Source organism: Glycomyces sp. NPDC046736, assembly GCF_040645615.1.
GTDB lineage: Bacteria > Actinomycetota > Actinomycetes > Mycobacteriales > Micromonosporaceae > Glycomyces.
On the sequence record NZ_JBEYYO010000018.1, the window covers coordinates 69,012 to 83,511 of the forward strand.

Here is a 14,500-nt window from a genome sequence, read left to right on the forward strand (position 1 = left end):
CGCTCAGGGCGCGATCCGGCTCGCGGCCGCACCGACTCGCGGCGACCTCGACTCGATGAACGCGAGGGGCACCTCATGACGACCGCGACGCTCTCCGGACGCGACGCCTACCGCGCCGAGCTGACCGCGCTCGCCCAGGCCGATCCCGCGATCCTCTGTCTCGAAGCCGATCTCGGCGGGAAAGGGCACCCGTTCGCCGAGGCGCATCCCGACCGGTTCTTCAACGTCGGGATCGCCGAGGGGGCGATGATCGACATGGCCGCCGGGCTCGCGTCGGCCGGGTACAAGCCGTTCGTGAGCACGTTCGCGCCGTTCGCGACCCTGCGCGCCGCCGAGAGCTTCAAGCTCGCGCTCGGCTACCTGGGCGCGGGCGTCACCGTGGTCGCGCCGTATGCGGGCGTGTCCGGGGCCTGGTTCGGGACCACCCACCACTGCCTCGAAGACCTCGCGGTGGCCCGCGCGGTGCCCGGGGTCGTCATCGCGGCCCCCTACGGGGAGCAGGCGATGCGCGCGGTGGTCGCCGAGGCCGCCGCGTCGGGGCGCCCGCACTACATCCGCACCGGCCGCAACGCGGTCTACGACAGCCTCTCCCCCGCCGGCACCAGGCCGCCGCCGGTCCAATGGGCCGCCGAAGGAGCATCGGGTACGCCGTGCCTGGTGTCGGTGGGGGAAGAGGCCACCCGGCTGTGCCTGGAGGCCACCGCGATCGCACCGGACCTCGCCCACGCGAACCTGTGCTATGTGGACGACGAGAGCCTCGCGGTCGCCGCCGTCGAACTCGCGTCGCGGCACACCCGGTTCACCGTCGTCGAGGAGCACCGCCGCGCCGGAGGCGTCGCCGAAGCGCTCGCGCTGCTGCTGCCCGACTGCCGCGTCACCGGCGCGAGCGCAGGCGACGGCTGGCCCGTCGAAGGCGGCGACCACGCCCAGACCCTGGCCCAGATCGGCCTGACCGTCACCGCCGTGCTCGACGCGGCGGCCCAGCACCCAAGGGAGACCGCACCATGCACGTCCTCATGATCGAATGCAACCCGAACGGCATGGCGGGCATCGCCAACGCCCTCGAACTCGGCCACGACGTCACGCTCGTCTCGGTCGACCCGGACTTCTACCTCGCGATCTCTCCGCTCACCGCCGGGGCGTACGCGCACCCGAACTGCACGGTGGTCAAGAGCGAGGCCGCGTTCGACATCGAAGCGCTCGTGGCCCTGGCCGAGGCGCTCCACGCCGAGCACCCCGTCCACGGCGTCACGACCTACAGCGAGTATCACACCGTCCACACCGCGGCCGTGGCCCAGGCGCTCGGCCTGCCCGGCATGAGCGTCGACGGCGCGCGCAACGCGCGCCACAAGCACCGGACCAGGCTCGCCCTCGACGGCAATGGCGTCCCGCAGCCCAGGTTCCGGCACGTGGCCGACCCCGCCGAGGTCGAGGCCGCGGTGCGCGAGATCGGGTTCCCCTGCGTCGCAAAGCCCTCCGACGGCACGGCGAGCCTGCACGTGCTGCACCTCAAGGACGAGCGGGACCTCCGCGAGTACCTCGCCGACCTCGAAGGCGTGGCCGACTACGGGCGCGGCGTGGTCCGCATCCCCGACATCGTGATCGAACAGTTCGTGCCCGGCGAGCTCATCTCGGTCGAGTCCTGTGTGCTCGGTCCCGGCGAGATCGTGAACCTCGGCCTCACCGACCGGCCCCTGAGCGGGTTCCCGCACTTCATCGAGATGGGCGCGACCTACTTCACCGGACACGACCTCCAAGAGGAGCTGTTCGCGCTCACCACGAAGGCCCTCGAAGGCCTCGGCGTCGACTTCGGGTTCATCCACACCGAGTTCCTGCTCGGCCCCGACGGGCCGGTGCTGTGCGAGGTCAACGGCCGCCTCATCGGCGGCATCGTGCCCTCGCTCATGCAGATCACCAGCGGCGTGGACGCCTACCTCGAAGTGATCCGCCAGGCCCTCGGCGAGCGGCCCGAACTGCCCTTCCCCGGCGAGACCACCGCGGGCGGGCACTGGTTCGGCGCCCCGCTCGACGGCGTGGTCGAGGACATCGCCTTCGACGCCGTCGAGACCCAGCCCGGGTTCCACTCTGCGCTGGCGTACAAGAAGCCCGGCACGCGGGTGTCGCGGCTGTCGAAGTCCAATTTCGACTGGATCGGGCACGTGATCTTCACCGGGGCCGATCGCGCCGAGGTCAACAAGCGCTGCGAAGCGGCCCTGGACCACATCGACCTGCGCATGAAGCTGGCGGTGGCGCGATGACCGCGACCGTCTACAAAGGGGTGTCGATCCCGGTCCTGGACCGGGCCGTGCTCTACGACGTGGTCGTCGAGGACGGCCGCTTCGCCCGCGTCGACGTCGCCGACCGGCCCCGCGGCGGCAGCGCCACCGAGCTGTGGCCCGGCTACACCGAGGCCCACGCGCACTTCGCGCTGCCGTGCAACTGGGACGACTCCCTCGACTCGCCGCGCATCACCGCGCTCCAGCACCTCTACCACGGCGTGACGCACGTGGTGGACAAGTTCGGGTTCCCCGTGATCGCCGAGGAATGGGAGGCGGGCAAGGCCGAGTCCCCCTGGCCTTACCCCGAAGTCGTGCACTGCGGGTACGCGGTCACGGCGATGACCGACGGCGCGGGGCGCAACGGCCACGGCGTCGAGTTCCCCGCGCCGGTGTACATGCTCGCCGTCGAATCCGATCTGGAGATCGCGTTGCGCGCCAACGAAGAGCGCGGCGCGACGTTCCTCAAGGCGATGTTCACCGACGGCACCGAGCAGCCCGGCAGCCCCGTGCGGTTCTCGCGCATGTCCGAGCGGATCCTCCGCTTCACCGCCCGCATGGCCGCCGAACGCGGGCTCCCGGCCGTGATCGACTGCAACACGCTCGAAGAGACCCGGTTCGCCTACGAATGCGGGTTCCGGCTGTTCGCACACTCGGTGCGCGACACCGAACTCACCGAAGCGGACTGGAAAGAGTTCGACGGCGCCAGGTTCGTGTCCACACTGGCCGGACTGCGTCCGATGATCATGACCCGCGAGGACTTCGACGCCGAATACGGCCGCCCCGGGTTCGCCCAGACGCAGGACCCGTTCAACCTCGAATTCGTCCAGAAGATCGAGCAGCCCTACGGCATCGAGTACGGCGTCCAGGAGACCCGCACCGCCGCCCTCACCGACATGCGGGCCAACGCGCTCGCCGCGCTCGACCGAGGCCGGCTCCTGGTCGGCACCGACTCGGGGAACCTCGGCGCCTACCACGGCTACTCGTTCCTCTCCGAACTCGACCTGCTGCGCGGCGACGACACCTCCGCGGATCTCGCGTTCCGACTCCGCGAGCAGGCCACTGTGGGCGGACGGCACTACTTCGACGAACTCGCCGGAAGGCCCGCGGCCCAGCCGATCGCGGTCGGGCAGGCCGCCACGTTCAACCTCATCGACCCCGCCGCCCCACTCTCGGCGCTGCCCGAGACCACCGTCGTCCAAGGCACGGTGATCGACCGCGACGCCGTCGCGGCCCAGATCGCCGAGCTCCGCGCAGGCAAGACGAAAGGCAAGGTCGTGCTGTGACCGCCCAACGCAGACGGACCCTCATCGGGGTCAACGCCGGGATCTTCCTGGCCCACATCGGCAACTTCATCTGGTTCCCGATCCTCGTGGCCGCCCTCGGCGGCACCGACTCGGGATTCTGGGCGGGCCTGGTCATGTGCATGACCTACGTGGGCCGCCTGCTCGCGACGTTCTCCTACGAGGGCGTCGCGGCCCGCGCCGGCATCCGCGGCGCAGTGTTCCTCGGCACCGCGCTCGAAGCGGTGTCGCTGCTGGGCATGGGCTTCGCCGGCGGCGTGGGGGTCTACTGCGCGCTGGCGTTCTTCATCGGCTTCGGCTCCGGGACCGCGTTCCCGGGCCTGAAGAACGTGCTCGTGTCCTATCCGGAGGACGAGCGGCCCAAGGCGTTCTCGACGTTCCAGATGGCGGCCCAGGTGGGCCTGTTCGGCGGCGCGCTCGTCGGGGGCCTCCTCGCCGGGTTCGACCTGCGCGTGGTCTTCGCGATCGTGTTCGCGATCTTCGTGGGCTTCTGCCTCTCCGCGTCGGCGTTCATCCCCAAGCACGGCTTCGAGCCCGCGACCGGCGAACCCGCGCCCGAACCGGAGCGGCAGGAACGAACGCCGCTGTTCAGCCTCAAGGTGTTCAAGGGCATCGAAGTGCGCGGCGCCACCGCGTACTTCACGCTCTCGGCGGTGTTCTGGTTCCTGGAGATGTGCTTCATCGTGGGCATCCCGCTCCACATGCAGCACTTCGCGCCCGACCTCGCGCCGTCGGCGCCGTTCTGGGTCACCGGGCTCACGCTGCTGGTGCTCCAGTACCCGCTGTTCAAACTGCTCATCAAGCACCTCCCGCCCGGGACGGTCATGGCCGTGGGCCTGGCGGGCATGGTCGCCGCGTTCCTGGCCTTCGGGCTCGGGCAGACCACGCTGTGGGTCCTCGCGGGCTGCTTCGTGGTGGTGCTCGGCGAGATCCTGTTCGCGCCCTCGTTCGACATGTGGGTGGCCAGGAAGGTCCCCGAGGACCGGCTCGCGAGGGCCATGGGGGCCATGCACTTCTTCCGCAGCGCCGGGAACATGGCCGGGGCGCTGCTCGCCGGGCTCATGTTCGACCTGGCCATCGACGCCGACATGCCTGGCGCACAATGGCTTCTGGTCGCCGGCGTCGCAGCGGTCTGCGCGCTCATCTGCGCCTTCAGCCGCGAGGAGGCCGACCGAGACCCGGCGGCCGCCGAACCCGAACCCGCCACCGCGGGCACCAAGTAGTAAGGAGCGAACATCATGGCCGACATCTGCGTCATCGGCGGCACCCGGTACTTCGGCAGGAAGCTCGTGCGGCGCCTGCTCGACGACGGGCACCGCGTCACGCTCGTCAACCGGGGCCGCACCCCCGACCCGTTCGGGAGCGAGGTCGATCGGCGCGTGGCCGACGCGACCGACCCTGACGCGCTGGCCGCCGCGGCCGGGGCGAGCCGCTTCGACGCCGTGATCCACCAGATGTGCTACACCCCGCGCGACGCCGTGGCCGTGTGCGAGGCCTTCGGCGACCGCGCCGGGAAGCTCGTGCTCACCTCCACACTGGAGGTGTACAACAAGGACACGTTCCGCTGGGAGATCCCCGCGCCCGCCTTCAGCCCCTTCGCGAGCGAAGGCGAGCTCGACCCGGCCGCGTATCGCTTCGACCTCGACCTGCCCTGGCACGACCCGGCGTTCCTGGGGGCCAACTACGGCGAGGGCAAGCGCCAGACCGAGGCGGCCGTGGTCGAGAGGGCCGAGTCGCCGGTGGCCGTCGCGCGGGTCGCGCACGTGCTCGACGCCCGCGAGGACTTCACCGGCCGGGTGCAGTTCCATGTGGACAGCATCCGCGAGGGCCGCGAGATCCACGCGCACCCTTCGCCGGGCCGCACCTCGATCGTGTCGACCACGGAGGCAGCGGCGGCGCTCGCGTGGCTCGCGACCTCCGAGGCCACGGGCGTGGTGAACGTGGCCGCGCCCGACCCGATCGACGTGTACGGGGTGTGCGCGGCGTTCGAGCACGCTTTGGGGCGCAAGGCGATCATCACCGAACGGCCCGAGCCGTCCGGTGAGCGGCTCTCGCCGTACTCGTGCCCGGCGGACTTCGGCATGAACGTCGACACCGCCGCCGAACTCGGATTCGAGTTCACCCCGACCGCCGACTGGCTCCCCGATCTGGCCCGCGAGGCCGCAAAGGAGGCGTGATGTTCGACCTCATCGTCAACGTCCGCGTCAAGGACGGCGAGGACGCGGCGGAGGTGGCCGCCGCGTTCGCCGCCATGCGCCCGCTGTGCCTGGCCGAGGACGGCTGCGTGCACTGGTACGCGTATCAGTCCCTTGAGGACGAAGGCCGGTTCACGCTGGTGGAGCGCTGGGCCACCCGCGAGCACTGGGAGGCCCACGGCGACGGGGAGGCCATCCAGGAGCACTACTCGAAGCGGGTCCTCCCCCGCGTCGAGCGCGAGGTCCACCCCAGCCGCGTGCTGGGCACCGCCACCGAAGGAGACCGATCATGAAGCACCGCATCGCCGTCGTCGGCGGCCGACCCGCGCCGGTCCACGGCGCGAGGGAGCTCGGGATCGACGTGGTCCTGGCGCACGCGCCGGGCCAGTTCGACCCGGCCGAGGCCGAAGGGCATGTCTCGCAGATCGTCACCGGGGACATCGCCGACACCGACGCGCTGCTGGCGCTGCTCGCGCCGCTGCACGAGGAGCGGCCGTTCGACCGGATCCTCACCACCACCGAGCTGTCGGCGGTGCCGGTCGGCGAGGTCAACGCCAAACTGGGCCTGCCGGGCACGAGCCCCGATGTCTCGCGCGTCGTGCAGGACAAGGCGCTCACGCGTGAGGCCCTCGACGCGAGGGGCCTGAGCCCCGTGAGGCACCGCATCGTGACCGACGAGGAGGACGCGGCCGCGTTCCTGGCCGAGGCGGGCGGACGCTGCGTCCTCAAACCGGGCAAGGGCGCGGGCAGCCTGCACATCAACGTGGTCGCCAGCGCCGAGGAGGCGGCGCGGGCGTTCGAGGCGATCACCGCGTTCGGGTACGGCGGGGTGCTGGCCGAGGAGTACTTGGAGGGCCCGGTGGTGAGCGTGGAGGCGTTCTCGCAGGGCGGGCGGCATGTGGTGCTGGGGGTGTGCGAGTACCGGGTGAACGCGCATTTCGTGGAGTGGGAGTGCAGTGTCTCGTCGGATGCGGCGCTGCCGCATCTGCCTGCGCTGCATTGGCTCACGGCGGGGGTGCTGGACGCGGTGGGGCTTCAGGACGGGCCTTCGCACAGCGAGTTCGTGCTGACCGGGTCGGGGCCGCGGTTGCTGGAGACGCATAACCGCTTGTCGGGCAATGGGATTCCGGAGTTGGTGCGGCGGGCCACGGGTTGGGATCCGGCGCGGTTGTTCTTGACGGTGCCGCTGGGGATCGAGTCGCTGCCGGATTCGCCGCCGGAGCCGTTGCGGGGCGCGGCGATCCGGTTCCTGGACGCGGAGCCGGGGATCGTGTCCGCAGTGGAGGGTCTCGATGGGCTTGAGGTGCCGGTGCGGCGGCTTCGGGCGGGGTCGAAGCACCCGCACACGATCCCGTTCCTGAAGGATCTGGCAGACGTGGAGGCCGCGGTGGTGGTCGGCAAGGGCGTCGGGGACGAGGTCGCGCCGATGGATTCGTTGCTGGCGTGCGACAACGGGTACTCGGTGGCGACGGCGGCGACGCGGGAGGAGGCCGTGGCGCGGTGCGCGGACCTGGCTTCGCGCGTCAGGTTCGTTACCGGTTGAGCGGCGGCGGCCGGCCCGGTTCTCCCCCGGGCCGGTCGCCGCGTCGTCAGGCGAGGCGTTCGGGGACGCGTTTGACGGCCAGGGCCATCACGGCGGCGATGGCGCAGAGGGCTCCGGCGGTGTACCAGGCCGGGTCGTAGTCGCCGGTGACGTCGCGGACGAAGCCCGCGGCCCAGGCGATGAGGGCGGCGCCGATCTGGTGGGAGGCGAGGACCCAGCCGAACACGACCGCGCCGTCGTCGCCGAAGTGCTCGCGGCACAGGGCGATCGTGGGCGGGACGGTCGCGACCCAGTCGAGGCCGTAGAAGACGATGAAGAACAGCATGGGCGGCTGGACGTCGCCGGCGAAGAGCGTGGGCAGGGCGAGCAGGGAGAGGCCGCGGAGGGCGTAGTAGAACGCCAGGAGCACGCGGGGGTCGTAGCGGTCGGTGAGCCAGCCGGAGAAGATCGTGCCGACCAGGTCGACGAAGCCGATGACGGCCAGGAGCGAGGCGGCGGCGGTGAGGGGCATGCCGTGGTCGTGGGCGGCGGGGACGAAGTGGGCGCCGACGAGGCCGTTGGTGGAGGCCCCGCAGATCGCGAAGGTGGCCGCGAGCAGCCAGAACGCGCGTGAGCCGCTGGCTTCCCAGAGGATGCGCAGGGTGCGGCGGGCGGCCCCGGACTCGGGCCGGGGCGGGGTGGTGTATTCGGGTCCGGCGCCGAAGGGGCGCAGGCCCGCGTCCTCGGGGCGGTCGCGGATGACCAGGAGGACGAGCGGGACCATGGCGAGCGCGGCGAGCGAGACGACGATGGAGGCCGAGCGCCAGCCGGGGCCTTCGACGAGGTGGCCGACGAGAGGCAGGAAGATGAGTTGTCCGGCGGCGGCTCCGGCGGTGAGGATGCCGCTGACGAGGCCGCGGCGGGCGATGAACCAGCGGTTGGTGATGGTGGCGACGAAGGCCATCGCCATGGATCCGGTGCCGATGCCGACGATGAAGCCCCAGCACAGGATGAGTTGCCAGGGGGAGGTCATGAAGATGGTGACGCCGCTGCCGAGGGAGATGAGGGCGAGGGCGACGGCGACGACGCGTCGGATGCCGTAGCGCTCTTGGAGGGCGGAGGCGAAGGGCGAGAAGAGCCCGTACAGCAGGATGTTGATCGAGATCGCGAGGGAGATGGTGCCGTGGGACCAGCCGAACTCGCGGTTGAGCGGTTCGATGAACACGCTGGGGGTGGCGCGGAAGGCGGCGGCGCCGATGAGGGCGACGAAGCTGACGGCCGCGACCCACCAGGCGCGGTGGATGCGGGAGGTGCGCCGTTGTTCGGGTGCTTGGACTGCTGTGGACATGCGTCGATTCTGTCCGGGCGGGCGAGGGGCGGCCAGTGGCCCGCAGGCCAATATGTGCGAGGATTCGGCCATGAGCGTGTTCGAGCATTCGGGGCGGCACCGCGTCGCCGTATTGGTCCGCCACGGCCTGCTGCCGGTGGAACTGGGGATTCCGCATCGGGTCTTCGGGACGGCCGGGTCGGAGGACGGGCGGTTGTACGAGGTGGTGACGTGCGCGGTCGAGCCGGGTGAGGTGCGCACGGATACGGATGTGTCGGTGAACGTGCGGTATGGGCTGGAGGCGCTGGCGGAGGCGGACACGGTGGTGGTGCCGTCGGCGCATGACGACGAGGACGAGGCGTACGAGACGGGACGGCTGTCGCCGGATCTGGCGGAGGCGATGGCGGCGGTGCGACCGGGGGCGCGGGTGGCCTCGATCTGCACGGGCTCGTTCGTGCTGGCGGCGGCGGGTTTGCTGGACGGGAGGCGGGCGACGACGCATTGGTATGCGGCAGAGCGGTTCCGGAGGTTGTTCCCGAAGGTGCGGCTGGAGCCGGATGTGTTGTACACAGAGGACGGATCGGTGTTCACCTCGGCGGGGGTGGCGTCGGGCTTCGATCTGTGCCTGCACATGACGCGGGTGGATTTCGGCGTGGCGGTGGCGAACTCGGTGGCGAGGCGGGCGGTGGTGCCGCCGTACAGGGACGGCGGCCAGGCGCAGTACATCGAACGGCCGATCCCGGAATCGGGGTCGGCGACGGGCACGGCGAGGGCGTGGGCACTGGAGCGCCTCGATCAGCCGCTGACGTTGCGGCAGTTGGCCGACTGCGAGGCGATGAGCGTGCGGACTTTCACGCGGCGCTTCCGCGAAGAGGTGGGCACCTCGCCGCAGAAGTGGTTGCTGCACCAACGGTTGGAACGAGCGAGGGACTTGTTGGAGCGAAGCGACCGCTCGGTGGACCGGGTGGCGGCGGACGCGGGCTTCGGCTCGGCATCGGCACTTCGCCTCCACTTCCAAGCGGTCCTGGGTGTGTCGCCAAGCGCGTACAGAAGGACGTTCTCAGGAGCCGTGTAGTTCGCGCGTGCGACCTCAGGTCGTCTTGGATTGCGGTTAGAGATGGCGGCGACGACGAGGCGGGGGCCGCGCGAGGTCGGTTGGTGGCGGCCGGGTTTGTTGTGGGTCGAAGTCAGAGGCGGCGGCGACGAAGCGGCGGTGGTCGGGCGGGGTCGGTTGGCGGATTTGGGTTCGGATGTGGTTGGGGTGCTTGGGATCCGGGGCGAAACATGAGTGGTGTCTAGTCTTGTGGGTGATGACAGCGGGTGTGTCACATGGGATCATTGAGATACGCACAAGGACATGGTTTTCGTACGGGTGTCGCTGTTGGGTGCAAGCAGACTAAGACAAGCCTCTGGCCCTCTCGATGATCCGCCGGGAACCGAGCCCGCCGGTCTACGCCTGCCGATCAGGTGACCGGGTGAGGTTCATCCTTCGTGCCATCGGGTTCGGTTGCTGCCGGCAGCTTGTCTCAGGGTGAGGCATGGGATCAGGTAGGACCGGGGATCACCTGGTTGGGATCACCCTGGCCAGGAGGCGGTGTCGTTGGAACGAGGCACGCCGCGCTGAGGCGGCTGAGGATTGGCAGGGGAGATTTTGCTCCCTGTTCGGGCATAACCCGACCAGACCACTCTGAAGACCACGACGAAGCGAAGGGATATCTGCTACGGCCTTGCCACAGAGACAAGGACACCGCGGGAACCAGCGCACGCCGTGCACACACCGCCGGGCACACCACCCGGCAGCCAGAGCGCGCCGCAAAGCGATGCGCGACACCGACACAGAAAGGAAGCGACACCGAAAGGCCACCGCCCGAAGCGGCATGGACGCAACGCCACCAGGCGAAGCGCTCCGGTCGTATGGGCCCGAAGCCAGACCGTGGAAGGCCGAGCAAGCGAGGCGCACCGCCACCGGGCGAAACGCCACCGCAGCACCAGCCCAAACCCGAAGGCGAGGGCCAACCTGGGCGAGGATGCGAAGCCGAGAAGGCGAAGCGCCGACACAGCATGGACTCAACGCCAAAGGGCGAAGAGCCGAAGCGGCATGGCCTCGAAAAGCGAAGGCCACCAGCGAAACAGCCACCGGCCGCAAGGCCCACAGGCAGGAAGCAGAAGGAGGTGAACAGCGATGCAGCAGACCACGACCACCAGCACGTCCGGCGCGGCATCCCACCGGAAAGGCCCGACCGACATTTCCGCCATGCCCACCGCAACCGCAACCGGCGCTGTCGACATGCCCGCCATCACCGCCACCTCGACCGCTGCCACCACTGCCGCCGCCGCGCAAACCCTCACCCACACCGACCGGGCCACGGTGACCCACCCCGACCACTCCCCCACCGGCCTCCGTCGCCGCCAGCCCGAACCCCAAACCAGACTGGCCCGGCCCCAAGAGCGGCCCGCGCCAGTCCCTCACCTCGTTGTCGCTGCCGCCCGAACCCGGGCCCAAACCGGCCCGGCCCCAAGAGCGACCCGCGCCAATCCCTCACCCCGTTGTCGCTGCCGCCCGAACCCGGGCCAAAACCGGCCCGGCCCCGAAAACGACCCGCACCAACCCCTCACTCCGTTGTCGCCGCCGCCTGAACCCGGCCCCACTTCGGCCTTTCCCCGGCCACGCGCCAGGCCAGCCGCTCACCTCTTCGTCGCTGCCGCCTGAACCCCGAACCCAACGAAACCGGCCCCGGGATCTGCCCGAGGCCGGCCATTTCGTTGCCGTTGCCGTAGATCCGACTCAGCGGGGCGGGAAGAGAAGCATGTCCGGGAGAGAAGTCGCGAAGTAGTCGACCGTTCCCGACGGTTCCTCGGCAGGGGTCTCCTCGGGGAGATCGGCGCGGATCTTCGCCGCTGCTGCCTTCTCCCCTAGCCGGTCAAGGAGATCGGCCTTTCGGACCAGAAGGGCCCGAGGATAGGCGGTCTCGATTCGGGTTTCTCCTAGGTTTTCTGGCGAGTCGATGCCTCGGTTGATGAAGTCGAACGCCGCTTCGAGGTCGCCGTTCGCCTGTGCCACTTCACTTGCGGCGAGCATGAGCGCTTCCCAGGCCGCCAAGGTGCGGCCTTCGCCGCCTTCCCAAGGAGCGAACTCGCGGTGTTCCATGATGGACCGGGCCTGGTCGAGACGGCCGGTGTCGGTGAGCAGTTCGCAGTAGGTCACCGTGGCGTCGTCACGTTCGAGCAGGACGTCCAGATGCGGGTCGAGCTCGGCAAGGCGGTCAGCGGCCGGGGTACCCCGGCGGGCCAGGAACTGGTCGCGTTCGTAGATCAGCCGGGCGTCGCGGCTCAGTTCGATCGCGGCCGCGAAGTAACCGGGAATGCGGTCGTCGTCGCCATGGACCGCGTACGTGGCGAGCGCGGCGTTTCGGTAGGCCACAGGATCCTTGAGACCGTTCGCGATAGCGGTCTCCCAGCAGGTCAGGGCCTCGGCGGACCGGCCGCGGTCGAACAGGAGCATCCCCAGGAGCGCGGCGGCGCGGGCGTCGTCGGGGGTGGTGTCGAGTGCGGCGCGGAGGGCGTCGTGGTCGTCGAGGCCGCAGGGGAAGCAGCGGTCGGCGGGAGCTTCGCGGGCGGAGCGGCGGGCCTGTTCGGCTTCATCGGTGCGGCCGAGCGTGTCGAGGAGGCGCGCGAGGTGGTAGCCCGCGATCGGGCGGACCTCACCGGCAGGGGTCGGCTCGGTGGTGGCGGCGCGGGCGAGAAGCGGCAAGGCCTCGTCGTGCGCGCCTGCGGCGGCCAGTTCGAGGGCCACGTCGATGAGCGTGCGCGGGTCGCAGGCGAGGTCGCGCCCGTCGAGCGCCTGTGCGACCTGGTCAAGCGGTTCGGCGGCGAGCCGTTCGGCAAGGGCCGCAGCGGCTTCGGCGGAGCGACCGAGGTTCCGGAGGGCGACTATGCGAAGCGCGTGCGCCCGCGAATCGTCAGGCGCAGTGCGCAAAGCGGTCTCGGCACGGGCGAGAGCCTGGGCCGGACGGCCCGAGCGGGAATCGAGGCGAGCGATCTCCACTGAAGCGGGAGCGCCCCAGCGGGCATCCCACGCGGCCTTGGCGAACGCGTCGATCGCGGCCTCGATGCGGCCGGTGCGGGCGAGGATGAGGCCGAGGAGGTAGGAGGTCTCGCCGTCGCGCGGGTTGAGGTTGCGGCGGGTCAGGCGTTGGAGGGCGCTCCTGGCGTGGGTCTCGGCGGTGGCGTAGTCGGCGCGGCGAAAGGCGTGGTCGGCGAGGGCGAGGTTGGCGCGGGCGTCGCCGGGGTCGCGGCGGAGGGCCTCGTTCCAGTACGGGAGCGGGGAGCGGCTCGGGTGGCGGTATTGGGCGAGGTGGACGCCGGTGTAGTAGAGCTCGTCGGCGCTGGCGATGTCCTCGGGCAGCGGCGGAGCGGTGGCGGCCCAGGGTTCGGGGGCGTCGGTGTCGGGGCGAGGGCGCCACGAGATGAGTTCTGCCCCTTCGTGCACGACGCGAAGCTCCACTTCGGTGGGTCGGACGGAGGCCGGGATCGAAGCGGTGAGCGGGGTGCCGGGCGCGAGGTCGCGGGTGTCGGTCCACAAGAGTGCTCCACTGTGGTGGAGCTCGGTGGTCACGCCCGCACGGGGATGGCTGACGCAGACCCCGACGGTGATCCGCTCCCCGTCGACCTCAAGGCTGACGGCGGCCTCGTCGTTGGCCTGATGCGCCGGGCCGATGCCGTGGATCGGATACCAGAGCTGCGTGAACGCCTTGGTCTCGCCGGGTTCGAGCCAGGAGAAGTCGGGCTGGTTGTCGGTGTAGACCCCGGCCATGAGCTCCACATAGGGCCCGTCGGCGTCGGTGAGGTGGCGGTCCCATGCGTGCCCGAAGGGAGCGTTGCCCCAGGTCCACTGCTTCTTGCCGGGGGCGATGCGGCGGTCGGCGACGTGCACGAAGCCCGCGCCTTCGCGGTGGTCGTAGCCGCCGAAGAAGTCGTCCTGGGTGTCGGTGACCATATAGGAGGTGGGCACGGTGATGTTGCGGTAGTAGTCGAGTCGGCCCTGACCCGAGCCGCGCGAGGGGTAGTCCACACCGTAATAGGGCCGATCGGCCTCGGGAAAGGCCGAGATCGCGCGGCGGGCGTGGTCGGCCACGTAGCGCACGTCCGTGGGGAAGAACGACTGGTAGTCGTCGTGGACGCGGGCGGCCACGTTGGCCCACCACAGGAACGTCTGGGTCTCGCTGGTGCGGTTGTGCAGGCGCACCACGAGTTCGATCACGGCCCGGTCGGGGTGGAGGCGGATGCCGTGCGTGCCCTTCATGCGGGTGAACGGGTCGTGGTCGGCGCACCACACGGTCACCGCGCCGTCCTCGTGCGTCTCGATCTCGGTCTGCACCGGCAGGAACGTCGCGGGCCGGTGGTGCTGGGGCCAGTTGAACTCGACGCCGCCCGAGAGCCACGGCCCGGCCAGGCCCACGAGCGCGGGCTTGATGACGTTGTTGCGGTAGAAGAAGTCGTACCCGGCGGTCTTGTCGTAGCCGACGTGGAGGCGCCCGCCGAGCTCGGGCAGCACCATCAGGCGCAGCCAGCGGTTCTCCAGGTGGATCGCCTGCCACTGGCGCGGCGCGCCCTCGCTCGCGATCCGGTCGATGAACGGGATCGGGTAGACGCGGCCGCTGGAGCCCTGGTAGACGCGCCGGTCGAGGAACATCGGGTACCGGTCGGGCGCGGCGGGCGCGTACGTGGTCATGGAGACCGGTTCGCTCCAGGCCACGGCCTCGCCTGCGGCGAGCCGTTCGGCCAGGTCGGTCGGGGCGTCGGGGAGTTGCAGTCGGTCGCTGGTCACCTGTCAAGTGAAGCGGCTCGAAGGCCGATCGGGAATGGTCGAAGGACCA

The 14,500-nt window shown here is 70.5% G+C and carries 11 protein-coding genes; 8 read left to right on the top strand and 3 right to left on the bottom strand.

Annotated features, from left to right (window positions below):
• Positions 1–75: 75 nt before the first annotated feature.
• The 7 genes from AB0B28_RS17650 to AB0B28_RS17680 are packed head-to-tail and all read left to right on the top strand — an operon-like array spanning position 76 to position 7,318.
• A complete protein-coding gene (locus AB0B28_RS17650) occupies positions 76–1,020 on the top strand; it encodes a transketolase (RefSeq protein WP_360122158.1) in 945 nt (314 codons plus the stop codon).
• A complete protein-coding gene (locus tag AB0B28_RS17655; protein WP_360122161.1) occupies positions 1,005–2,258 on the top strand; it encodes an ATP-grasp domain-containing protein in 1,254 nt (417 codons plus the stop codon). The genes AB0B28_RS17650 and AB0B28_RS17655 overlap by 16 nt, the downstream gene beginning before the upstream one ends.
• Positions 2,255–3,562, top strand: a complete 1,308-nt coding sequence (locus AB0B28_RS17660; protein ID WP_360122164.1) for a hydrolase — start codon at positions 2,255–2,257, stop codon at positions 3,560–3,562. Before AB0B28_RS17655 ends, AB0B28_RS17660 begins: the two co-directional genes overlap by 4 nt.
• The gene (locus AB0B28_RS17665) at positions 3,559–4,803 is read left to right on the top strand and encodes an MFS transporter (RefSeq protein WP_360122167.1); all 1,245 of its coding nucleotides are present in this window, start codon (positions 3,559–3,561) and stop codon (positions 4,801–4,803) included. The genes AB0B28_RS17660 and AB0B28_RS17665 overlap by 4 nt, the downstream gene beginning before the upstream one ends.
• 15 nt (positions 4,804–4,818) lie before the next feature.
• Entirely contained in the window at positions 4,819–5,757 is a 939-nt protein-coding gene (locus AB0B28_RS17670) for an NAD-dependent epimerase/dehydratase family protein (RefSeq protein ID WP_360122170.1), read from the top strand.
• A complete protein-coding gene (locus AB0B28_RS17675) occupies positions 5,757–6,068 on the top strand; it encodes an antibiotic biosynthesis monooxygenase (RefSeq protein WP_360122173.1) in 312 nt (103 codons plus the stop codon). Before AB0B28_RS17670 ends, AB0B28_RS17675 begins: the two co-directional genes overlap by 1 nt.
• Positions 6,065–7,318, top strand: coding sequence for an ATP-grasp domain-containing protein (locus tag AB0B28_RS17680; protein ID WP_360122176.1), 1,254 nt, complete (start codon positions 6,065–6,067; stop codon positions 7,316–7,318). The genes AB0B28_RS17675 and AB0B28_RS17680 overlap by 4 nt, the downstream gene beginning before the upstream one ends.
• A gap of 46 nt (positions 7,319–7,364) precedes the next feature.
• Here the strand turns inward: AB0B28_RS17680 and AB0B28_RS17685 are convergent, their stop codons facing one another.
• Complete coding sequence (locus tag AB0B28_RS17685; RefSeq protein ID WP_360122179.1) at positions 7,365–8,645, bottom strand: MFS transporter; 1,281 nt, start codon at positions 8,643–8,645, stop codon at positions 7,365–7,367.
• Positions 8,646–8,715: 70 nt separating this feature from the next.
• Between AB0B28_RS17685 and AB0B28_RS17690 the strand changes: the two genes are divergently transcribed.
• Positions 8,716–9,699, top strand: coding sequence for a helix-turn-helix domain-containing protein (locus tag AB0B28_RS17690; protein WP_360122182.1), 984 nt, complete (start codon positions 8,716–8,718; stop codon positions 9,697–9,699).
• A gap of 992 nt (positions 9,700–10,691) precedes the next feature.
• On the opposite strand, the gene AB0B28_RS17695 is transcribed toward AB0B28_RS17690, so the two are convergent.
• On the bottom strand, positions 10,692–10,946 hold the full coding sequence (locus AB0B28_RS17695) for a hypothetical protein (protein ID WP_360122185.1): 255 nt from the start codon (positions 10,944–10,946) through the stop codon (positions 10,692–10,694).
• A gap of 463 nt (positions 10,947–11,409) precedes the next feature.
• Positions 11,410–14,451, bottom strand: a complete 3,042-nt coding sequence (locus tag AB0B28_RS17700; RefSeq protein WP_360122188.1) for a DUF5107 domain-containing protein — start codon at positions 14,449–14,451, stop codon at positions 11,410–11,412.
• Positions 14,452–14,500 lie beyond the last annotated feature (49 nt).